Origin of the sequence: Armatimonas rosea (genome assembly GCF_014202505.1) — a bacterium.
Classification (GTDB): Bacteria; Armatimonadota; Armatimonadia; order Armatimonadales; family Armatimonadaceae; genus Armatimonas; species Armatimonas rosea.
In genome coordinates this window covers 1,014,549-1,036,261 of record NZ_JACHGW010000002.1, presented here as the reverse complement: position 1 = coordinate 1,036,261, position 21,713 = coordinate 1,014,549, and the positions used below count along the sequence as shown (strand labels likewise).

Here is a 21,713-nt window from a genome sequence, read left to right as displayed (position 1 = left end):
CGGTTTCCCGCCTCCCTCCGCCCAGTCGTAGGAGCCTTTTGAGACATGCCTGAAGAAAAAAAATTGTCCGCGCTTACCCTGCCTGCGCTCCGTGCTAAGATGGGTGATCGAGTGTACTACATCGCCTGTATGCGTCTGGGAGACCTGCGCGACAGGGTGAGCCGAGTAAGTGAGATTCCAGGAGCTCACCAAAGCAAGACACTCTCTAAATTGATCCAGCGGGAAATTGAAGAAGGGCATGCTACGAAAATCGCGGCCTATTTGCTCCAGCCAGACAACGATGAACGGTTTTTCAATGGACTTGTGATCGGGGTGTACGGCGGTTCGCCCGAGTGGTACGAACTCGATGTGCGCGGCAACCGTGAATTTCCCGAGGGGCCTGGGGAGAACACCGAGGGTATTGTTGGCTATCTGCGCCTGGAGGGAACGGAGAAACTCTTTGCTATTGATGGCCAGCATCGCATGGCAGGTATCAAGAAGGCTCTGGAAAAGCGACCTGACCTCACAACAGATGAAGTATCAGTGCTGTTTGTCGGCCACAAGACAACACAGGAGGGGCTACAACGCACCAGGCGGCTGTTCACGACCCTGAACAAGTATGCCAAAGCGGTCAGCCCGATGGAGAAGATCGCGCTCGATGAAGACGATGCGATTGCGGTCACGGTTCGACGGTTGATGGAGGAGTACCCGCTTCTCAAAGACCGTCTTTCACTCGCCAAAACCCGCTCGTTGTCCACGTCTGACACCAGGAGTTTGACGACTGTTGAGACCCTCTACAACGCGCTGGATTTCTATCTGAAGCCCACGAGTGCGCGCGGCTGGGCAGCGTATCTGAGACAACGCCCGAACGATGAGGAGTTGGATTCTTTCTATGAGCGGGCGGTAGAACTATGGGAAGCGATCAAGGCGCATTGTCCCGAGCTTCGCACGTTCGCTGAGGCTCAGGAAGTCGAGATCGCGTCGGCTCCCTATCGAAATAAGGACGGTGGGCATCTTCTCTTCCGTCCCGTGGGTCTGGATATTATCTTCCGCACGATCCGCTATCGGAAGAACGAAGGGCTGTCCACTGAGGGCGCCGTCGCTGCTGTCTTTCAAGCTCCGATGAATCTCTCTGATGAGTTATGGTACCAGATTCTCTGGAGTCCGTCGCTGAACCGGATGGTGAACTCTCCAAACAAGACCGTCGCCACGGCGCTGATGCTCAAGCAAGCAGGAGGGCAACTCGCCACAATGCGGCGCGGAGAGGTTTGGCTGGAACGAGAACTTGCCAGTTATCAACCTTAATTATAATATATTTCCAATTGAAAATTTTAGTTAGATTTCATTATTATATTTTAATATTAAAAATATTTTATTGATATTAAAGAACAATCAATAAACAAATCAGCATAAAATATTTCTTTTCGCATGCAACTTTTTAGTTCAATTCAGTGTCCTTCTACATGGAGGATAATCAAAATGAACTTGTCTCGTACATCTCTGCAAACTCGCCTGTCCCAACCTCACAGGGTGGGAATAGGTGTTCTTGGTCTCGTGGCTTTGATTGCTGCGCCGACCATACTTCTTCATCGTCCGGTGGCTAAAGCTCAAACTCCATGGACAGGAATTCAAATCGTGGGATATAAGGCTGGGACATACGGACAGGTTGATTCTGTGTACTACCGAACATATGAAAATGGTGTTGATATAACTTCGAAATATGCAACAAAATACCCAACGCACGTCTGCCACTGCTACTATCATAGTAATAAAGATTCTAAAAAATATGATGGGGTTCAACCTCTTTCAGGAAGATATGATGCAGGCATGAAAGCGCTGAGGGCAGATTTTGATGTAACAACTGATAGAACTGCGACGCAAATGTTAGTACAAACAATGGTGCGTGATGGAAAAGCTAATTCTGGTGGGCAGTGGAGTCAGGATAATTATCCAATTCCAATACCACGGTAACAATAAGATTATCTATAATGGTTTAAAACCCATTAATTGGATTACGGCGATCTCCACCCAGCCAGGTATCTGGCTGGGTGAATTATATTTTGATATTTGGATATCTCTTTTTGATTAAATTTATTAAATCCTCAATCTTTACACGATAAGGATGATATTCGTAAATATAATTTATATTAAATTTAGATTTTTTACGAATTTCAATCCAATCCTCAAGATTATTTGCAATTTTTGCATTATTTGGATTTATGGAATCAATATTAAGATATATCCATAAGCTAATTCCGTAATATTCTTCAGATTCATTAATATTATTTATTTCTTTCATTAAAAATCCAATGTTTTTAAAATAACTAGCTAGATTGAAATCAAATATATGATTTTTATTTTTCTCGATGGATATTTGTATTGATTTTTTAAAATATTTTTCTGATTCGTCATAAGATTTTAGAATCCGGTATAATCCTGCCATGTTATTATATGGTGCAGCTAAATTTGGGCTGTCATCTCCATGCTCTATTCTTGCTATTTCGATAGCACTATTAAATAATTCTGCTGATTCTTTTATAACTTCAGGCTTCAAGACGATGCCGTTTTTTAAAACATCCGGTCTATTCCGCAGAATTCCAGCCAAATTATTATATATTGAGATTTTTAGAGAATTATTATCATATTGATTTTTATTCATGATTCTCAAAGCTTCCCTAAAACATGCTTCAGCTTCCCTAAAACATGCTTCCTTTTCCTCTAAATCTGCATTAATTCTAAAAATCATCCCCAAAACGTTCCATAATTCTATGGAATGAATATCTTCATGCTTATATTTATTCATTATAATCCTCGCAATATTCTTCGAATCATTTACATTTTCTAAATATGCTTCCATTAATGAAAAATTAGACATGATCCATATTGAAGATAATGTAAATATATTATTTCGAATCGAATGCCTTGTACAAAAATCCCAGTGTGGAATAAGCAACTGTTTTTCCCACCAATTTTCATGCCATTCATCGTCAGAAGCCACGCGAATAATATCTACTACGCGTTCTATCCACATGCTTTCTTCTTTTTCTCCAATCAAATCCCGTGCTACATCCTGCACTACGCGGTGCATCGAAAGTGTTTTCTCAGTTGCGTCGTGTTCTAATAAAGACAGACGAACCGCTGCATGTCGGACACTCTTAAAATAAGTCTTTCCAAAATACTCCTTGTTACGATCATCCGTAAATAGGAATTCAGGAATGTTATCGGGTGCAAGAAATGCACAAAGATTGAGTAGTGTCACGGAGTCCGCGGACTCCAACCTCAGCCAGTCCAGAGCAATTTTATACGTCCGACGAACCGACTCATGCTCTAGATATTTCTCATTGTCGGTCTGCGGATTATGCCCCGGTGCCCGCTCATCCCGTAAATTAGCTCCCCCGTTGGTACCTGACTTCTCATATTCGTTTAGATACTCATCTATCGTAGTGTCCGGAAGTGCCAGATACGCCCCTGCCTGGTCTAGCGCAAGAGGCAAACCACCCAATCGTCTTGATAATTCCTCAGCTTCTCTACGCTCCTCCTCACTCTCAGCAGGCCGTCCTCGGCGCAAGAAAATCAGTTCAGCCCCCAATGTTGTACTAAACGTTGCTAAATATTTGATTTTTATATTTTTCAGATCGCGCGAACCTACAGGATTCATGTCGCGTAGGCGTGTTGTAATAAGAAAACGTCCCCCTTTATTGTCTGTCCTATCTCTAGTAAGAACATTGTAGAACTCGACAATTGTTTCCCACGAATCAACATTGTCAAAAACTATAAGAAATCCGTCACGTTTCGACAATGCTTCGCAGAAGCTTAGGGCTGATGCTTTTGTTTCAACGATAGATGCTGAAATAAAAGGACGTGCAGCTTCCATATGGGCAGCTTTATTTAAGTCAATAATGAGATTATCTTCAGTATCAGCACGAAGCCAGATTATCCCCAAAGGATAGTTCAATGCAGATGCCTCACAAAGTTTGAGAGCCATCTGCGTCTTTCCAATACCCCCCATACCAACCAATGCAACATCATTTTGCTTTAGAGCTATTTCTAATTCTCCTAGGAAATTATCTCGATTTATAAACGACCATTTTTGTCTATGATTAACTCTGAATTTAGATGCTACAAAATCGTTACTTTTTTTTTAAAATCTTTTACGAAATTAAATGCATTTTTTTGACTTAGAAGATAAATCAAAAAAAGTATCGATGATCTAGAAGCAAAAGCTCTTTCTTTCTCATGTTCTTTTCTGCCTTCATTTCCTTCTTCAGGTTTTCCTACTCCCCAATCACTAATACTTTTTGCTAAAATTGTATATATTTGCGGCAAATGTGGTTGTTCTGCGTAATTCTTTTCAATATCAAGCAATGCTTTACTTTCCATTTCAAAACCTAAAGACAATGGTGTCTTATCTTTATTGATCCCATATCTTTCTCTTAACCGTTCTCTCTCTTCATGCTCCCTTATAACTTCAGGAACACAAAGTATTGGGCCACAATGAATATTTATAGTTTTTACTGCATTTTTAAAATTTGTTGAATATTTCTGAAAAATTCTATTCCCAATGTTACTTGTAAATTTTATAGGTTTTTTGCTTTCTGGAACAAAAACTGAATCACATATAACAATATCTCCCATTTTTTGTCCATATTTCCCCGAAATATTGTCTGATAATATTGTGGAACCTATGCAAGTACCTTCAATAGAATGGAATCCTCCAAGCATACCCGACATATAAACTATTTTTAAATTCTTAAACAACTCCACTGCTGATGACAGGGTATCTCCTAGTGCTTGTGAACCTTGTGATGTCAAATGTGTATGTGCGACCATACATTCATTGCCTATACTGCCAACATAAAAATCAGGTCCAGAGATATCTAATAATATAATTTTAGGACTCTCATCACCCAAAACAGATAGTGACGGTTGTAAAACCCCATGCTCTGCCGAAAAAAAATTCTTTGAAAAACCTGGAAGCTCTTCTATAGCAGCACTCGGCCATGGATGCCACAATGCTTCTGCTTCGGCATCGGCAGCAGTAACTATCAAGAAGTTAATATTCTCAGTTATCCATTTAAAAACCTCATCACCCTCAGATACAGAGGAATGTTCAGGCCCTTCAAGCATCGCCATGATTATAAGACTTCCTTTTTTTGATCTTTAATAATATTTTTAATACTAATCCAATATACTTGAAACAATGTTTCCTCTTTAGTTTTTTCGATCAAGTATGCTGGAACCTTAGCATTCTCCACGTTAGGCACATATGGACTTAACAACATCTTGCTACCTTTCTGCTCACCATCAATACAGATCGCTGCATATCTTGGAATAGTACGATACTGGATCACCTCAAAAGTACCTTTTCCTTCCACACTCTTTTGGAACTCCAGGAGATAGGTAAGTGACTCTTCTATCTTGGCCTTCAGCCCTGGTTCATATGGCTCTAGCACCGCTGCTACCTCCGGGGAGAGTACCATGCATCGAATGACTATCCCTTCGGACAGACGCTGTTCGATCAAGTCACGGTATCTCCCTGCCTGCCCGTCGGAGGTATGAAAGCTGAGGTTTGATTTCATGTAGCTTGTAAAAGTCCGAAGTGCCGTTCCAAATTCGATAATCTCTTTGGTGGCCTGCTTCATCAGCTCGGCCTTTTCATTTAGCTCAGGCCGTTGCAAATATACCTTAGAGATCGGCAGATTGAACTTGTTACTAAGTATATTTTCTATTTCATGAATAAATTCGTGTTTGTATCGATAGTTTACAAAATTTTCATAAATGAACCCGACAACAAAAGTAATTAAAATAAAATTACCAATCTCTTTAATGATTTCTTTATTATTAGAGAATGTATGAGGGTCAGCAATGTAACGAAGCCCAACACCAATAATGACTGCAAGTATTGTAAGAATAGTAAGGTTATTCTCGATAGCACTTCTAGCCCATTGCATTGGTTTACTTGGTTGCTTCATTTTCTCTTCTCCTATTACATTTCGGGCTTGCCGCCCGTAACTAAGTTCTTAGTCAAGTCTTCTTCAGAAATGGGGTACATACCCCCGCGAATATCTTTGTAGCTCTTTCGGGCACGCTGAATGTCGCTCTTGGACTCGGGGGCGAGATGAACCCTAAGCAGGCGCACGAGCAGTTCAGTGTTGTCTTTGCCCGTCAGCATCTTGCCGCTATCAGGACTGAAGACGGCGATCCACGGAGCAGCACCCATACTCCATTCCAGAGCCTCTAAGCGCGTCATGACCTCGGGCCAAGTGAGCAGCTCCTCGGTGACGATCTCTGAGACGGCACGAGCGACGGCTTTCTGTACCACAGGGCGCATGAAAGGGTGGCCGTTGGCTTCCTGGTTGCGTGGAGCGCGGATGTCTTTCGCGTTCGTCGCTGCTTCTAGCTTCGTCTGGATGTCGCCGCAGTGCTTGAAGAGATCGTCCAAGCGCTGTACGAAAACGGAGTAGGCGGCTTCCAGAAGATCGTCGTCGGGGCGGTGTGCTCGATCCTGAATCTCTTTGGGCTGGTCGTAGGCCAGGGACTTGAGCAGATCATAGAGCACGGTAAAGGTAGTGAGCGCCTTGGGGTCGGACTGAGGTACGCTACCCGGTGCGAGCTTGACCTCCCCGTCGTCGGTGGTAGAGAGAATCACCCGGACGCGGCGGGGCTCGCTGAGAAAGAGATGCTCTTCCAGCAGGCGACGTGTCAGGATCGCAAGCGCATCGTCTTCGTCAAGCGCGATGTTCTCGGCGATAGCGGTTTGCTTGGCGTTACGGTTGATGTTGGAGAAGAGGCGGCGCGTCCGAACCCGACCATCCGTCGTGTCGTAGTGCGTGACGATCAGAACACAGATGTCCTCTTTCCCGATGTCTGGGTTCTTGCGGCAAGCGTCCTTGATGGCTTTCAGGCGGTGTTGACCGTCGAGCACAAAGTACGCCTGGGTTCCGTCGAAGGTCAGTACGCCGAAACCTCGGTCGAGACCTTTGAGAAAACCGTCTGGATCATCAATTGAGAGTGGTGTATAGGTCGGTTCTCCGCCCCAGGCCGCAATGACCAAGCCACCCAGAAAGCGATGCTCTGAGGTAAGAATGTAGTCCGTGATCTCTTTGGTTCGGCTGGTGATGCCCCGCTGAATGAGCTGCCCGAGCTCATCATTCTTGCCCAGCTCGAAGGCAAACTGGACCTGGCGGGCGACCTCGCCATATTTCATCGTGCAGATGTAGTATTTCCAGTCCCCGACGTTACACTGAAAAGCTGGTATGAAGGTCTTGTTACTCATTCTACGTTTGTCATGCCGGTTCGGGTTTCCCGATTCTCAGTCGCCGACCATGCTGCTTGTTGAGTGGCGGGTTCAGCGTTTTGATCAGTTTCTTCTCGAATGTGTGGATTTCCTTCATATCTTTCAAGATTATGTACCAAAATTCCAACGGACGAAGTGAGAGATAACGAGAGAGAAGTTGATCACGCTTCGGGTCATCGGGAACCTTCTCCGTCCAAAGTGGGCTTGGATCGTTGCCTATGTATCTTGCGTAGCCGCTCTTGAAGCGTTCTTTTAACGTGTCAGTTTTACCTTCCTCGACTCCAGCCTTTCCGACGTAGAGAACATAGCGAAAGCGCTCGGCACGGGGAGTCTTGGAATCGGAGGCTTCATCACACAAAAGCGAAAGAGCAGGGCACCAAACAAACATGTAGATGCCGCGCTCGTCGGGCAACATAGTCGCCAGTGTTGCTGTGGCGGGTCGTCTTTCCCACCGCCTCCCTGACTCATGAAGCACCGCAGAAAACCCCTGACACTCCTCAGAATCCATCAACCGATCCAAACGCGGCTCAAAGTAAAAAGAATGCGGCTCCTCGTCCCGGAACTTAATCAGGATTCGTTTGAATTCGTCGGAAGTAATCGCCATTTATGGAAGGTCACAAGTTGCAGATTTGGCAGGGCAGTGTATCGTCTTCGTCATCAAGGGCATCTTCAAAAATGTCCAGAAGGCGCGTAGATTTGTTACGGCGCTTTTCCTCTTCCAGATACTTCTCATGCCTCTGTTTGATCTCAATAATACGTTCAGGCTGCTCCATCTCTTCAAGGGTCTCCCCCTGAGCCCAGGAGTAACGCTTGATTACTTCGCCCGTCTCGGGATCGCGAATCACCTTCTCATATTGCTTGGCCCGCTCAAAAAGGTCGGGGTGACGCTCTTTCAGACCTATCCACTCTGCCTTACGCTGGAAAAAGCAGAAGTAGCACCCGCTTCGTGTCCGCCATTCATAGTAACGTGGAACGCCCACACCGCGCTCTTCAAGAATCTGGTATACATCGGCCTTACCCAACCCTGCTTCCTTGAAAGGGTAGATCGCCTGGATATTGGTTTTGTGGGAGATATAGCCATCTCGGTCCTCGTCGGCACGAATCGCTACATAGGACATGATACGCTTCCCTGAAAACTCCTCATCCACCCATTTTTCAAAAGGCTTGAGTTTGAGTTGGGCAGTACACCAACGCATTCGCTGTGAGGGTAAATAAGGTGCAGGTGGAAGTCCCGTATCAGGATCAAGATCACCACCAGGAGAGTAGATTGCCAAATAGTGTTTGAACTGTCTATCTGGGTTCAGACGCTTGATAGGCTTGCCAAGATAGGTTTCGAGCATCGCCAGATATTCATAGGTCTCTGGAAGTTCCTCGCCTGTATCGCAGAAGAAATACTGCATCTGCGGCACACGATCCCGCATGTAGACCGCGAGAGCGGCGCTATCCTTGCCCCCGGAAATACCAAGCAGGTGTACTGTATTCTCATCCTCCGTCATTTGCTTACCTCTGTCTCCTGTAGTAGCTCACGCATAAGATACGCCACCGCAGCGGCGCGTACCTTCGGCTGGAGTTTACTCAGAACATCCTTTGCTTGCTCACGAATCTGCGCGACGGCTTGTTCCGCCTCACCAGACTTGTGGCGCGTCAACAAAAGCACACGGGCGGGAGTCTCCACTTTACCCATTTCAGCCACAGAGATTCGTAAGGCGACGCGCTCTTCATCGTCACCATCACGCTGTGCCTGATCCATCGAGTAGGCCATGTCCTCGGCATCATGGAAACCGGAGAGAAGCTGCGGCAAATTCTGATAGAAGATCGTCTCCTCATCGTCTCCCCAAAGTTCAGGGTCGCGCTCCACAACCGCCGAAGCCACCGACTCAATCCAAGCGTTTCCCTCCAAAGACGGCTCCGACAACCTTGTAACGAACCCAATCAGTCGGCGCTCCAGAACACGCCCCTCCAGTGCCCGTGCCCGCTGACGAACATCGTCTACCTCGGACTCCTCAAACGCATCCAGAAGGTTTTTTTCCAGTCGCTTCAGCAACGCATCATAGGCTCCCGTGATTTCAGTATTAACCTCGCCCCAGGCTGCAAAAAACGTCTCGACGTTCTCATCATCGGAACTCGCCGTGAAAGGTCGTACTCCGAGACTTCGAGGCATCTCGACAAAGAAGAGCTGTTCGGGGTTTTTCGCCTCCTTGAAGTTCTCACGCAAAGCTTTTGCTCTCGCACTCAGTCGCAATGTCACCCGTGTGTAGTGGGGCAGGCGACGATACCACCCGTACAGACGGCGGGTGATGTTCACCAGGGTATGACCTTCTTTGGGCCGAAGAAGCGTTCTGGCGAAGCGCTGGACTACTGCCTGACGTTCACCGCTCATCCGAATTCCCAAAACGGTGTAGTCCTGAGGGCGACGTAGAAGCCATTCTGCTGTGGGGGCATCAAACTGAGGAATCAACTCGCTCGCTCGGTAGAGCAGGATCTCATCTTCCCAGCGAAGCAACGCCAGAATCATAAGGAGCGGGGCAACTCCCTCCGTCAATCCGTAAGGCCGTTTCTGGAGAAGAGAGTAAAGCCCTATCACCGGTTTCGGAGTCAGATCACCACCGAGCAAATAGTCTTCGATGGCCTTCAACGTCGGACGGATAGTTAGGTCTGTTGGCTTGGTCGTCAGAAAGTCGTACTCACCGCTCGCTCTGTGTAAGCCGTGAAGCCCAGTAGCTTTCAGGAGCGTATCGTACATCATCCGCTCCGCAGGAAAGCCTGTAATCCCAAGGTTCTCCTGATCGCTCCGCACAATCATTGCCTCGATCAGATTGCGCCGCGCCGCCGCTGCTGTGGACGAAAGATTACGACGGTTGAGCAGCTCGTTGCGAATGATCGGCGAGAGGTGGAACGCAGCATCAAAAGCATTCGAGAGCAGCGGCTGAAGGTCGCCTGTACGTGGCTCGCCCACCCACACAAAAACGGTGGACGACTCAGGCGTGAGCAGCCCTTCCCAGTGCGCTTCAAGCGCCTGCATAGCCTCACGGTGGCGCTCGGCGACTTCGCGTTTCGCGATGGAATCCTGACTCAGCTCCGGTGTATTGTCCTGAACCCAAGCCAGCGCCTCGACCGCTAGGGCCGCCTCGTTCAGCGTCTCGCCGACCAGGCACGCCGCCACGACCACATGCGGACGCTCGGTGGTCAGAGACTGTGCCAGCGCAACACTAGTCTCTTGCTGGGCTTTCTCAGTCGCCAAGCAAAGCACGAGCTTGCCGTCAGCGTGAGCAGGTTCCTTCGTAATTGCTTTCGACAGCTCCTCGGGCGTGCAGAGCTGCATCTCGAAGAAGCGAAGGACTCCGTACACATAGGAATGCCGCCGCGCGATCACCGGAGAGAGCGCGATCCGTTTGGCGACGACCGATGCGGGAGAAGCGATGTTGCCGAGCGCCGCTCGTGCGACCCCCAAGCGCTCGTCTACATCAATATCGCTCCCTTCGTAGGGCAGGTAGGCATTCTTGAACACCCGGAAAGTCAGGATGGTGGCACGAGTCAGCCGCTCAAGCGCCGCCGTCACTTCGTCAACAGAAGCGATCTCCTCAAGGGCAAAAGCAATCACACCAGCAGAGGCGGGGAGCCTAGCTGAATCGCCCAGAAGATGCAGAACCCCGACTGTCTTGACGATTCGCGCTTCAAGGAGATCGCCGCGTCCTTCGCAACGAGAGACAGCTTCCTGAATCTGACTCCAGAGCTTACTGTAACCTGGCATCGAGTAAATAGTAGAAGCCAGCGTCGCGAAAACGTAGTCGTAGACCGCATCGAGCCGGAACTGCGCTTCGGGGCCATGATTTCGCAGAAACGCGCCGAACCCCTGTGGCTCGTCGGAGTTGAGAAAAGAAAAGAGCGTCCGCTCGCTCTGACCAAACCGCTTAAAGACATGAGGGAGCGCCAGCAGGGTAAGCGGGTGAAGCGCACTCGCCCCAAGGAAAACGGCTGTAGCCTCGTCGTCAGTGTCCAATGAGCGCGGTACGATATTGAGCGCACGAGCCGCTTTCACCTGGCGCTTCGCACGAGGCTTGGCTTTCGGAACCTCGCCTTCAAAGGCTTCCCCGATAAGTCGGACAGTCTCTTCAGCACCATCCCCGAACGGAATATCAAGGAAGCGCCCCTGCACCTTCTGCCACTCTGCCCGTCGAACCGTGCCGAGCGACTGGGCGTACTCATCGAACGCTTGATGTAGAACTGTGACAACGAGAATCGGCACTTCGGAGCGGGTGGCAAGCTCGGCAAGCTCCTGCAAAGCCAATGGGTCACTCTCATTCGGGTGATCTGCTGCGAACTCCAGAAACTTCCCGAGCTCGTCCACGACCACCAGAAGCCCCTGACAACCCGGAATTCGCTTTTTTGCTTCCTTTGCCTTACTACCAAACTGCTCGGCCAGTTCCCGCGCAGTGAGTGATGGGGCCTCCAGCGAAGGCTGACCGGACACAGCGGCTTCCAAGGCACGATAGAGTGCCGGAATCAGCGGTTCCCGTCCGCCCGTCACCAGAACCGGTAATAACCCTTCAGACTTTTCTCCGTGCGGCGCAAGACAAAGCTGATGCACTAGGTAGAGCGCGAACGCCGATTTTCCGGTGCCGTAGGCTCCTGTGATACTCACGGCACGTGACGACGGGTCGGCCAGCCCGGCCTCGATGCGAGCGCGAGCCGTCAGCGCGGTGGCGGTTGGAATGTAGCCATCTAGCCCCGTGCGGCTTCGTGCATCCCGCTCCAAACTCACTGACCGCAAGAACCGCCGTCGTAAAACAACTAACTCAGACAGCGGCTTTGACATAGAACCTCTCCAAAATCTCCAACGGATGAACCGTCCGCACTCGCACCGCCTGACGAATCAGCGCCGTGTCTTCAAATCCCAGTGCCCCACCCGTCGCCTCAGATAGCGCATCAAGATAGTTCAAGACGCTCTGCTCGTCGAGCCGGAACGCCCGGCCAGGACTTCCCGCGCCGTGCAAAATCTCCCGCAGGCTCAACGTGCCCTGGTTCGGGTAGTGCTGCTCCCAGAAGCTCGCCAGCGCGTAGGCAAAGATCGCAGGCGACAAGCCGCGCTTGGGGCGTGTCTGAAACCGATAACGATGGTCTTCGTCTTTGTCGCCAGGAATCATCTGGAGCAGCGCCAGCTCTGTCAGCGGGCAGTCTAGCGTGTCTTCTTGGGTCGAGGTCACGCCCCGTTTCACTGGCACGTAGGTTCGGATGAAACACGCCACATCGCTCTCCACTGTTCCCGGCGACACCCGCCCCCAGTTCTTCTCCTCAGCCAAACGCATCAGAAAATTCGCCAAACTCTTACGGGTAAATTCCGGCTCGTTAAACAGATGAAATGCCCCATGCCACGTAGTAGCTCGGTTCGGATTCGTCACAAGTTGCCAGTGAAGTAGCCAGAGGGTAGCCTCACGCTCTAGATAAGCATCCCAGCCATTATCAGAAAGAAGGCGGGTTCCCAGCTCCGAACGCTCCAGCATACGCCGCCGCTCCTTGTCAGGCTTTTTCTCCTGGATCATTCCCGTCGCCAGGCACCAGTGCCGGATCGAGGTCACCATATTCTTCCCGACTCCCAGCTTGACAATTGCCTCATCACGCTGAAAAATCGCCGAGTCCGCCCTAACACCATCTACGCCTTTTTTGAGCCAAGGGTAACGGAAAGTAAACGTCTCGTGTCCTGAGAAGGTTGCCGGGGTGGGAAAATCAGACATCAGCCAAAAGTATACCCGGCAACCCAGCAAACACCACTTCCGATAGTGAGTCTGAGGACATGTCTGTGGAAAAGGTTCCTTGAAAAGCATCCTCTGCCTGCCTTAAGAGCTGCTCGAATTCCACCTGATCCACCGGAAAACGGGGAGACTTGTACCTTTGCCGTAGCCACTCAGCCACGGCCCAGAGTCGAGTAACATACCTCCAATCGTTCTTATGTGCCGCAACTTGTACAAGGCCCTCGACGCACGAGGCAATCGATTTCTTGTCCCTAAGTTCCCACAAGCTCTTCGCTGCTTGGTGGAAGGCCGCCTCTGCCTGATCGAGTGCTCCTGTCCGACACCAGATATCGCCGCGTCCACAGACCACGTAGGCTACTGCCCACTGCATCCCAGACTCAATGAAGAGCGTTTCTGCCTGATCCAGATAGCTCATCGCTTCTGCAAATTCACCCAAACGGCCAGTCATCACTGCCAGGTTCAGCAGGGTTTCCCCAAGGCTTCCGGCAGTTGCCAGCCTATCGTGCTTAAGCTGGAGGCTCTCGCGCAGGTACTCACAGGCTTTATCAAAGTCTCCCTGAAGCAGCCCCCAAGTCATCCCCAAGTTGTTGATTGCCTTTGCATAGCCCACCTCGGCACGGATGCTTACGTAGCGGTGTCGGCGGAGCACTTCGACGGCCTCGGTCAGATGGAGGTGCGCCGTCTCTAGCTCACTTCCTTCAAAGGCGACCGCGCCCAGGTCTGAGAGCAAAACCCCTATCTGAACATGGTCTTCCAGCTCTCGGTAGAGGGTAAGACTTTGCTCTTTACACTCACGCGATTCCTTGCGCTGACCGAGGCGCAGGAGCATATTGCCCAGTCCAGTCAGGCGACGAGCTTCGACGTCAGGCGGTAGTGCCTGTAAACCATTGCGCATTCTCCGCAGCCACAACTCCCCCTCGCGCCAGAGCTGGCGCTGCTCCCAGAAGGTGGTGAGATTTATAGCAAACTCCACTCCCTGAGCCGCTATGTCCTTGTCTTCCCGGCCAGAGTTCTGCCACCAGGCAAGTGCCAGACGGGTGTCGTCCCACAGGCGATCAAGCCGACGCAGGGTTCGGAGATGCTGTTCACGCTTAAAATCCGTGCCTTCTTCGGGATCTTCAAGGGAATATGCTAGCCGTTCGTAGTAGTGAGCACAGCGCTTCTCACCAAGTGCCATCTCTGCTGGGGCCTGTTTGAGCAGGGCTTGTGCCAGCCGCTGAACCGGGGGGAGGAGGTAGTACCAACGCGCCCCATCCGGTTCTTCAGGCTCCGAATGTACAAGCTGACGAGTTAACAGCCGCTTCAGAACCCGCATGGACTGATACCCATCATACTCGTCGCCAAGTAGCACTTGAACCAGCTCCCCATCAAAGCTCAGAACGGGTAAGCCCAAAAAACGAAAGAGTTGCTTTTCCTGCTTGCTGAGGCAGCTATACATCCACCAAAGCCGACGAGCTTCCGTGTCATCGTCAATGGCTGCAAAAGGACAAGGGCCAATGTCCAAGAGCTGATCCACGCTGGCGTATTGGAGCGCACCTGCGACGGCTTCAATCAGCAGGGGAATCCCACCGTGGAGTTCTTTCAGTGCCTGCCAGTTCTCAGGAAGCTCGCCCCGATCTACGAGCCGCCGCAGAGTGCGCTTGAGAAGTGCTTCAGTATCGGTGTCACTGAGTGGCTCGACAACAAGTGCTTGAATTCCATCCAGTGGAATCCGCGAAGTCGCCAGCAGGGAGAGTTGCGGGCACTCCTCTTGGAGGGAGAGGATGATCGCTGCTATCCCAGGAATCTGTTCACAGTTATCAAGAACCAGGAGAGTAGTAGAGCCACGCAAGTAGGTGCGTACTGTTCCCTCCCAGTTACCATCGTCTCGACAGGTGAGCTTGAGCTGTTCTCCCAGCTCCTGCCAGATTTCTGCGATCTGATGAAGCGTGCGGAGGGTTGCGAAAAAGGCCCCTTTAAAGTGTGAGAGCAGCTCGTAGGCGACTTCGAGACTCAGGGCAGTTTTTCCCACTCCTGCCGCCCCGACCAGACATAACACGCGCTCCTGCAAGACACGGCGAGCCACTGGGGGAACCTGACGCCCAATGAGCCGCTGTTGCTGGCGGGACTTATGAGCTCTCAGATAGGCATGGGTGGCAAGGTTAGTTTGGACTGCCCGTGTCAGCGACTCGATCCAGTTCTGCTCCAGTTTAGGGAGCTGCTCCTTGATGAAGTCCTCTATCCCATGAGCTTTCATCTGTGCTGGGTGGCGCTCAACCAGCAGGTTTTCTGCTGTCTGGCGCTCTTGTACAAAGAGCAGAGCCACTGCCAGTGCCGCACTCAGCTCGGGTTGTGGCTCCTGCACTTCGTCCCGGCGACGCAGGAGAAACTGGCGTACTGCCTCAGGATCGACAGGGAGAAATTCGGTCAGAAGCCGGGCGAGTAGGTCGGTATACCACTCACCAACCTTCGTCCTTAGCTCGACAACAAAAGGTGAGTCGTCGTTGCGCCCATCGCCGAGTTTGCCAAACAGCGACCCATTCACCGGGGAGAGTGCTGCCTCCAATTCCAGGCGTGTTGGGCGCTCTTTTAGGCTGATGTAGCGCAGTGCCATAAGGTCACAGTTGGACGGCGAGACAGGAAACACCAAATCTTGCCCCTCACGAGCCACCACCGGCCCGAGATCTGAGCAAACACGGTTCTTCCAGCGGCTGACCAGACCAGACGGACTGACATCCCGCGCTCCGCCCGATCCCAGAGGGAAGCATGTTGTGGCAAAGGTGCTGACGGAGCACCTTCCCCCCATCCAGGCAAGGTAACCCAGTCGGGCAAGATCGAGGGGCCTAGCCTGTTTTGGCACTACCACCTGACCGCCACGCTTGAACTCCAGCTGTCCCAAGAAGGCGTAGGAGAAGGAGTCAACATTCTCTGACTCAGTTGGGCGAATTTTCTGCGGCATCGTTCTCTCCATTTTGAGTGAGCGTTGAATTTTTCCTCCTCGGGTTGCTGGTAGCGTTGAAACCCCTCCCCCTATCCTACGGACAATCACCGGGGTAATGGCCCCGGTAAGGAGCGGGGAAACCGCTCCGGTAACTGTTGAAAGGAAACATCAGCATGCCTTCTGCTACACAGGTCACGGTGCGCAATATTACTGCCTCAGACGTCCGCTCAGTCATAGCGAACATGGGGCGGGAGATAGCGACCATAGCTCAGTTTGCTCGGGGGAGAAGCATCAACCCGTCGTTCAACCTAGACGACACGATTGTAGACCTATCCCTTCTAGCACTCAATGACATCATCTCCTCGATCCACCTCCAGTTCTACCGGGGAAACACTCTGGTGCGTGAGTACGCCTATGTCATTCTCCAGGAGGGGCGCGGCTCCAGCGGCCCCTCCCCCGACAGTCCTCCGTTGCCAAGCAGTCTCCCCTCCGATGTCCAGCTCAGGCTGGTAATTAAGCGCAACCCCAATCTTCCCAAGAGCACCTGTGACGAGTGGTTCCGCCGTCTGAAATGGGGCAGTGCTTCTGCCTTGACCGTTCCAGCCAACTTGAGGAGGAGCACCTATGGAAGCTACGGTAGCGGGGGCTATGGGATGGATCGGATTCTTTTGGCCGACGATGACTACGATTCTGACTATGCCACCCGCTATCGATAAGGAGAAAATATCATGTCAAATGATTCTGTATCGCAACAGTCCATTGTCCTGATTGTCTTGGAGGCAGATGGCAAGACCCAGATGGGGCATATTACCCTAGAGGAGTTCTACTCGGTGCCTGCTGGACAGAGCGAGGGGTTCAGTGTCCGCGAAGACCTGACCGGACAGATGGCAGAGCTGACGCAGACCACACTTCAGGTACTCGCACAGGAAGGGCTGGCTCCCATCCAGGATGCGCTCGATTTGCAAATTAGCATCTCCCGAGCCCTCATGGGAACGCATAGTGGTGATATCCAGATTCCTGTGGCAGTACGCCCGCTCGCCGCCAACACAGCACCACAAGTGGCAGTGCCTCAGCCTCCCTACAGACCGCCAATCTCCCCGGACGTGAGCGACGATCTCTTCAATATCAATGATGTCTAGCACAGAAAGGACACCTGATCATGAGTTTAAAACGAATTGTTAAGAGCTTGCTGTTTGGAGACGAACCGCAGAAAGCGACATTACCCACACCTATGCTGGTGCCTTCGCGCCTTCGTGTGGAGCCACCCGCGACAGTCCCCTTACCACCGCACTGGCAGGTACAAGTTACTCTCACTGAGGATGCCCAAGCAGACGCGGCCTGGCAGGAGAAGCTCAAGGAAACCATCATAGCGCGACTGCCAAAGCTACTCGCCGAGCAGCCTGAAGCAACCCAGTTTACCTTCCGTATCCCGCCACTCTATGCAGTCACCGTAGAGTTGGCAGGAGAACCTCCCATGCCATCGGAGCGGGGGACACTCCCAATTCGACTTGCGCACTTTGAGCACTCAGGATTTCTCCCCAAGCGACAGGAACCACCCCCTACTCGCTCGACGGTCTCGCGCTTAACGACCCATTCAACCCGAATGGTCACGGGCGGTGGGAAAGTTTTTGGGGATGGAGGGAAGAAGAACTCCACGAGCAATGCCCTGGTTCAGTCACTACCTTCTGAGGAAATGGCGAGCCTGGGCAGTCGGCTGGTCGGGATGGAGGCGATCCATCAGGAAGTCCTCTGGTACTTGACCTGCTTCTACGACCAGCAACTGGAGCAGTGGGCGGAGCGCACCCAGCAGAGTCTTCCACCGGGGATGCAAGCCACCTTCACCAGTACCGTTCCGCTCTTTCTCTTCAATGGTGATCCAGGCACAGGTAAATCCGCTCTCTCACGGGTGATCGCGGACAGCTACTGCCGACTGCGAGGGATTACGGGGGCGGTACTGACAGTGGGAACTGAGACACGAGGAAACGGTCTGGTGGGGGCGTTCTCTCAGGAAGTGCGCCGCGCTTTTGAGGGACTACTTGCTCTCCCTGACGATGGTCTGAAGGTACTCATTCTGGAAGAAGCAGATGCCATCGTCATGCGCCGAAGCGAGTCCGCCAGCCATCAGGAAGACCGAGCAGCAACCAGCACCATTCTTCAGTGCCTGGATGCCCTTCCCACACAGGACAAAGGCCGCTTCCTGATTATCCTGACGACTAATAGACTCGACGCGATTGACCCTGCCGTTCAGCGCCGTTGCACCCGAATCTACAGCTTCCAGCGTCCCGGTCCTGAAGCCCGCGCCGCACTCATCGGGGCATGGATCTCGGAAAGCAAAGCGATCCCAGCCTTGGTGAAAGCCTCGGAGGGCATGACCCCACGCGACATCGAACGTGGGCTCCAAGCGGCCTTTGTCACGGCTATACAAAAGGGAGTCCCGGTGACGAGCGAGCTGGCACGCGAGCGACTTCAGCAAGCCGTTCGAACGCAAGAAGTCTGAAAGTTGGATAGGTCGGAAGTCTGAGAGGAGAGAGGCTATGGCAGAGGATATGGGGTTCTGGGAAACGTTCTTTATGGGCTTTGAGACAAAGCGCGTTGAGAAGCAGTCTGAGTTTGAGGTGCGCCAGATCAAGGCAAATCAGCGGGTGGTCGAGGCGCACCAAAGAAAAGAAGCAGCGGAGCATCAGCGGCTTATGGCACTCCGTCGTCAAGAGTTGGACGAGATGAATCACGCCATTGAGTGCCAGCGAAACGAGTGGAAGAGGATGCTGGTTAAGATCGAGGGGCAAAAGCAACTCCTGATTGCGGGCTGTGAGTTCTTGGACTGGCAGCACGAAACCCAGGTCCGCCAGACCGTCTACAGTCTCCCTCCTGACCAGGCGGTGGCTTACATCGAGCAGATGCGCGAGGTTGAGCGGGGATTGCTGGAGCATGAAAGAATCCGTCAGACCCGGCTGAAACGACCGCTGGAGGGTACTGCTCCCCGGCAGATTCAGGGTTCACCTCCCGCTTCGGCTCCCACGCCTGCACCCAATGGATGGGCAGATGAAGATACTTTCACACCCGTATCTGCTCAGAGCTTTCCCAGCAAAGGACAGTCTCATCCTGAGAACACTATGAGCAATGCGCTCACGGAGGAGCAGATTCAAAAGCTGGCAAAGAAGGCGGTGGATCGGTTTGACACTCTACCCAAAGAGCGCCAGAAGCAGGCATGGCGAGACTGGGAAGAGGGCCTCAAAGAGCGCTTCCCAAAGTTGGTGGTCGAGGAGATTCTCACCGAAGCCGTGGCGATGCGTAAACGCACGTAGCCTAGTTTTGTAAACGCACGGAGCGACAATAACCAGGGTTGCGAGCAGGGCAGGAACCCGGTTTATCGGCTGACCGGGTCTATGCCCAGAAATCGCCCCATTTGACGATGGAGCGGGGACGAGCAGCCCATGAGACAGTTCTTCTCTTTCAGTCTCTGTTCGTCTCACTCTGACAAGCTTGGTTTCTTTTTCTGCCGAAAGAAAACCTTGCTCATCCTCGATCCCCTCTCCTCGACAAAGAGAAGAACTCACCCTATCGGCTAGCGCCGAGGGGCGCGGGGTGCGTTGCGTGGCGCGATTCCATACGACGGCGCGATCCAGTTCCACACTACGGCGCGGTTCACTTTAGGAGACAACTGATGAAAGATAATTCGATGCCTCCCAGAATCTATCTGGGAACGCGACTCACAGGGCTGACCGAGCAACTCCCAGTGATCCGTACTACTAGCCACAAACTAGTGCGCCACAAGAGCACTCCCTATTTTCGGGCCTGGCTTGGACAGCAGTACCCCGAGTTATTGCCCCCTGAAGCATTAGTGGCGCAGCAGCAAGGGGATGAGAAGATCGGAATAACCAGCGGCAGAGAGGGTGTAGCTGACAGGCATCTTCTGATCCTGGGAGGGTCGGGTATGGGCAAGTCTCGCCTGTACCTCTCGCTCCTGCGCCAGCAACTGGAACAAGGCGATTCTGTGGTGATGCTCGACCCCAAGCCCGATACGATCCATCAGGTCATGGCACTTGCCTTGGAACTTGGGATACCCCCCGAGAAGATTGCCTATCTTGCCCCACAGTTCGAGTCCATCGGTGTACCGGGCTGGAATCTGTTCCTGGCTGAACCTGGGCGCAATCCGATTCAGGCGGCCAAGCAGTTCAGTTCGCTCTTTGAAGGACTGGTTGGGGAACTGGGAGCGCGAATGCGGCCCTTCCTTGAGAACCTGCTCCTGTTGCTCTTCTTACATGGGAACATGTCGCTCCTAGAGCTGATGCACTGCCTGGGGGACTCGCGCTATCGTGACGTACTGGTTCACGCCCCCGTGGAAGCAGCGGACCCTTTCATTATCAGCCAGATTCGGGAGTTCTTTGCCCGCTTTGGACAGCTCTCTCAGAGTGACCAGACCCTGACCCTCGCCGCGCTTCAGAACAAGCTCCAGACCCTATCGTACTCCAGCTACTTCCGGGCGCTGCTGTGTGCACAGTCCAACTCGCTCTCGTTGCCGTTACTCTGGCAGGAGCAACGCATCGTTGTTGTCCACATGGATGAGGTTCTGCTTGGGGTCAAAGAGGCACATTTCCTGGGCGGCCTGCTGGTCAATAGTCTCTACCAGGCGATGCTCCAGAAACCCGATGGTGGTGCTCGTGCTGTGGTGCTCGCGATAGATGAATTGGGTCAACTGATCCCCTTTCTATCGACCTCGGTGCTGGAGTCCATCGTTACCTTGGCTCGCTCCAAGCGGCTTCGGCTCCAGGTCGCCACCCAGAACTTCAGCCAGCTCTCCAGCGAGCTTCAGACCCGCTTGATGAGCAGTGCATCCACACGAGTTTTCTTCCGGCTCGGGCCTCAAGATGCACGACTGGTGACCTCAACATTCTCAGCAGGAAGTGCCCCCAGTGCTGCCTCTATCACAGTGAACTGCGCAACAGGCCGGGGGCGTGGCGAAGCCGAACTAGAGCCAGTTAGCTGGACACAAGAGGTTTTGGATGACGAGGGTGAGCCGCTCAGAATCTCTTCCGAGGACTGGGAAGACTTTCAGCGCCGCGTAGCCCTTGCCGATCTTTACGAGACCAGCACTAGTGGGCAGGACGACAATGTACTCTTGCTGGCGCTGGAGAGGATTGTCGGTGCACACGGGATACTGCGACTCTACACACGTGACCCCCTCACGGGTCAAAATGTCGCGCTCCGAACCTACCTCAAGGGTCTCGCTCCTTGGAAAGACTTTCACTTCAGCGGATCGGATGTGGTGCGGCTTGTGATTCAGTTTCCCCAACCGGGCACTCCTCGGGTTCAGCAGCGCAGCATCAGCGATTTAAATGAGTTCTGGATGGGGCGGCTCCAAAGGATGGGCAAGCAAAGCATCGCGGCCTACCTCGATGGGGATGTCCATTTACTCCGCACCCTCGACACGGATTTGCCTGATACCGACTCCGAGCCATTTCAAGCCTATCTTCGCGCGGTGCTCCAGTCGGGCGGACAGCCACCGGAGCGAATCGCCCAAGATCACCGGGAGCGTGAAGAGCGCAGGAAACAGCTCATGGAGGAGCAAGTGCCCGTGCCGGAAAATGCCCCCACTACCGACGAGAGACCAGCAGCGCGCCAGAGGCGAAAATCGTCACCACCAGAAGTCGTCCCTCCAGGCGATACGCCGGTTCTGAAGCCTATTCCTACACCACAGGAGGACGATGATGGAAGCATCTAAACAGGAAGCGCCGCGCCCACGGCGAAAGCGTTTTGAACGGTGTCA

16 protein-coding genes are annotated in these 21,713 nt (G+C 52.2%); 7 read left to right on the top strand and 9 right to left on the bottom strand.

From position 1 onward, the window contains the following. The first annotated feature begins 45 nt into the window (after positions 1 to 45). Positions 46 to 1,284, top strand: coding sequence for a DNA sulfur modification protein DndB (locus HNQ39_RS12710; protein ID WP_184196331.1), 1,239 nt, complete (start codon positions 46 to 48; stop codon positions 1,282 to 1,284). A 249-nt stretch (positions 1,285 to 1,533) separates the two neighbouring features. Beyond that, entirely contained in the window at positions 1,534 to 1,950 is a 417-nt protein-coding gene (locus HNQ39_RS12705) for a hypothetical protein (RefSeq protein ID WP_184196328.1), read from the top strand. A gap of 82 nt (positions 1,951 to 2,032) precedes the next feature. On the opposite strand, the gene HNQ39_RS12700 is transcribed toward HNQ39_RS12705, so the two are convergent. The 9 genes from HNQ39_RS12700 to HNQ39_RS12660 form a co-directional block, all read right to left on the bottom strand. Continuing rightward, complete coding sequence (locus tag HNQ39_RS12700; protein WP_281380243.1) at positions 2,033 to 3,997, bottom strand: tetratricopeptide repeat protein; 1,965 nt, start codon at positions 3,995 to 3,997, stop codon at positions 2,033 to 2,035. A gap of 101 nt (positions 3,998 to 4,098) precedes the next feature. Next, positions 4,099 to 5,106, bottom strand: coding sequence for a hypothetical protein (locus tag HNQ39_RS12695; protein ID WP_184196323.1), 1,008 nt, complete (start codon positions 5,104 to 5,106; stop codon positions 4,099 to 4,101). A gap of 8 nt (positions 5,107 to 5,114) precedes the next feature. Continuing rightward, a complete protein-coding gene (locus HNQ39_RS12690) occupies positions 5,115 to 5,951 on the bottom strand; it encodes a hypothetical protein (protein WP_184196320.1) in 837 nt (278 codons plus the stop codon). A gap of 14 nt (positions 5,952 to 5,965) precedes the next feature. Next, positions 5,966 to 7,255 (bottom strand): DNA sulfur modification protein DndB, encoded by a 1,290-nt coding sequence (locus HNQ39_RS12685; protein WP_184196316.1) that lies wholly within the window; start codon positions 7,253 to 7,255, stop codon positions 5,966 to 5,968. Between the two features lie 10 nt (positions 7,256 to 7,265). Further along, on the bottom strand, positions 7,266 to 7,880 hold the full coding sequence (locus tag HNQ39_RS12680; RefSeq protein ID WP_184196313.1) for a GIY-YIG nuclease family protein: 615 nt from the start codon (positions 7,878 to 7,880) through the stop codon (positions 7,266 to 7,268). A 10-nt stretch (positions 7,881 to 7,890) separates the two neighbouring features. Next, positions 7,891 to 8,772 carry a phosphoadenosine phosphosulfate reductase domain-containing protein gene (locus HNQ39_RS12675; RefSeq protein ID WP_184196309.1) on the bottom strand — a complete coding sequence of 294 codons (882 nt, stop codon included), beginning with the start codon at positions 8,770 to 8,772 and terminating at the stop codon, positions 7,891 to 7,893. Next, positions 8,769 to 12,092 (bottom strand): hypothetical protein, encoded by a 3,324-nt coding sequence (locus HNQ39_RS12670; RefSeq protein WP_184196307.1) that lies wholly within the window; start codon positions 12,090 to 12,092, stop codon positions 8,769 to 8,771. The genes HNQ39_RS12675 and HNQ39_RS12670 overlap by 4 nt, the downstream gene beginning before the upstream one ends. After that, positions 12,073 to 13,008 (bottom strand): DUF4007 family protein, encoded by a 936-nt coding sequence (locus HNQ39_RS12665; protein WP_184196305.1) that lies wholly within the window; start codon positions 13,006 to 13,008, stop codon positions 12,073 to 12,075. Before HNQ39_RS12665 ends, HNQ39_RS12670 begins: the two co-directional genes overlap by 20 nt. Beyond that, positions 13,001 to 15,619, bottom strand: a complete 2,619-nt coding sequence (locus HNQ39_RS12660) for an ATP-binding protein (protein WP_184196302.1) — start codon at positions 15,617 to 15,619, stop codon at positions 13,001 to 13,003. The genes HNQ39_RS12665 and HNQ39_RS12660 overlap by 8 nt, the downstream gene beginning before the upstream one ends. Before the next feature lie 569 nt (positions 15,620 to 16,188). On the opposite strand from HNQ39_RS12660, the gene HNQ39_RS12655 reads away from it, so the two are divergent. The 5 genes from HNQ39_RS12655 (at position 16,189) to HNQ39_RS12635 (ending at position 21,668) form a co-directional block, all read left to right on the top strand. After that, complete coding sequence (locus tag HNQ39_RS12655; RefSeq protein WP_184196299.1) at positions 16,189 to 16,662, top strand: hypothetical protein; 474 nt, start codon at positions 16,189 to 16,191, stop codon at positions 16,660 to 16,662. 12 nt (positions 16,663 to 16,674) lie between these two features. Continuing rightward, on the top strand, positions 16,675 to 17,085 hold the full coding sequence (locus HNQ39_RS12650; RefSeq protein WP_184196296.1) for a hypothetical protein: 411 nt from the start codon (positions 16,675 to 16,677) through the stop codon (positions 17,083 to 17,085). A 20-nt stretch (positions 17,086 to 17,105) separates the two neighbouring features. Further along, positions 17,106 to 18,443: an AAA family ATPase gene (locus HNQ39_RS12645; protein ID WP_184196293.1), complete on the top strand. Its 1,338-nt coding sequence runs from the start codon at positions 17,106 to 17,108 to the stop codon at positions 18,441 to 18,443. A gap of 37 nt (positions 18,444 to 18,480) precedes the next feature. After that, positions 18,481 to 19,251: a hypothetical protein gene (locus tag HNQ39_RS12640; RefSeq protein WP_184196290.1), complete on the top strand. Its 771-nt coding sequence runs from the start codon at positions 18,481 to 18,483 to the stop codon at positions 19,249 to 19,251. Between the two features lie 629 nt (positions 19,252 to 19,880). After that, positions 19,881 to 21,668, top strand: coding sequence for a type IV secretory system conjugative DNA transfer family protein (locus HNQ39_RS12635; protein WP_184196287.1), 1,788 nt, complete (start codon positions 19,881 to 19,883; stop codon positions 21,666 to 21,668). Positions 21,669 to 21,713 lie beyond the last annotated feature (45 nt).

Excerpts from the sequence above, each read along its gene's own strand:
- HNQ39_RS12635 (WP_184196287.1), top strand. The coding sequence starts at position 19,881 with ATGGGCAAGTCTCGCCTGTACCTCTCGCTCCTGCGCCAGCAACTGGAA.
- HNQ39_RS12670 (WP_184196307.1), bottom strand. The coding sequence starts at position 12,092 with ATGTCAAAGCCGCTGTCTGAGTTAGTTGTTTTACGACGGCGGTTCTTG.
- HNQ39_RS12675 (WP_184196309.1), bottom strand. The coding sequence starts at position 8,772 with ATGACGGAGGATGAGAATACAGTACACCTGCTTGGTATTTCCGGGGGC.
- HNQ39_RS12710 (WP_184196331.1), top strand. The coding sequence starts at position 46 with ATGCCTGAAGAAAAAAAATTGTCCGCGCTTACCCTGCCTGCGCTCCGT.
- HNQ39_RS12680 (WP_184196313.1), bottom strand. The coding sequence starts at position 7,880 with ATGGCGATTACTTCCGACGAATTCAAACGAATCCTGATTAAGTTCCGG.
- HNQ39_RS12665 (WP_184196305.1), bottom strand. The coding sequence starts at position 13,008 with ATGTCTGATTTTCCCACCCCGGCAACCTTCTCAGGACACGAGACGTTT.
- HNQ39_RS12650 (WP_184196296.1), top strand. The coding sequence starts at position 16,675 with ATGTCAAATGATTCTGTATCGCAACAGTCCATTGTCCTGATTGTCTTG.
- HNQ39_RS12660 (WP_184196302.1), bottom strand. The coding sequence starts at position 15,619 with ATGGCACTGCGCTACATCAGCCTAAAAGAGCGCCCAACACGCCTGGAA.
- HNQ39_RS12690 (WP_184196320.1), bottom strand. The coding sequence starts at position 5,951 with ATGAAGCAACCAAGTAAACCAATGCAATGGGCTAGAAGTGCTATCGAG.
- HNQ39_RS12640 (WP_184196290.1), top strand. The coding sequence starts at position 18,481 with ATGGCAGAGGATATGGGGTTCTGGGAAACGTTCTTTATGGGCTTTGAG.
- HNQ39_RS12685 (WP_184196316.1), bottom strand. The coding sequence starts at position 7,255 with ATGAGTAACAAGACCTTCATACCAGCTTTTCAGTGTAACGTCGGGGAC.
- HNQ39_RS12695 (WP_184196323.1), bottom strand. The coding sequence starts at position 5,106 with ATGCTTGAAGGGCCTGAACATTCCTCTGTATCTGAGGGTGATGAGGTT.
- HNQ39_RS12645 (WP_184196293.1), top strand. The coding sequence starts at position 17,106 with ATGAGTTTAAAACGAATTGTTAAGAGCTTGCTGTTTGGAGACGAACCG.
- HNQ39_RS12655 (WP_184196299.1), top strand. The coding sequence starts at position 16,189 with ATGGGGCGGGAGATAGCGACCATAGCTCAGTTTGCTCGGGGGAGAAGC.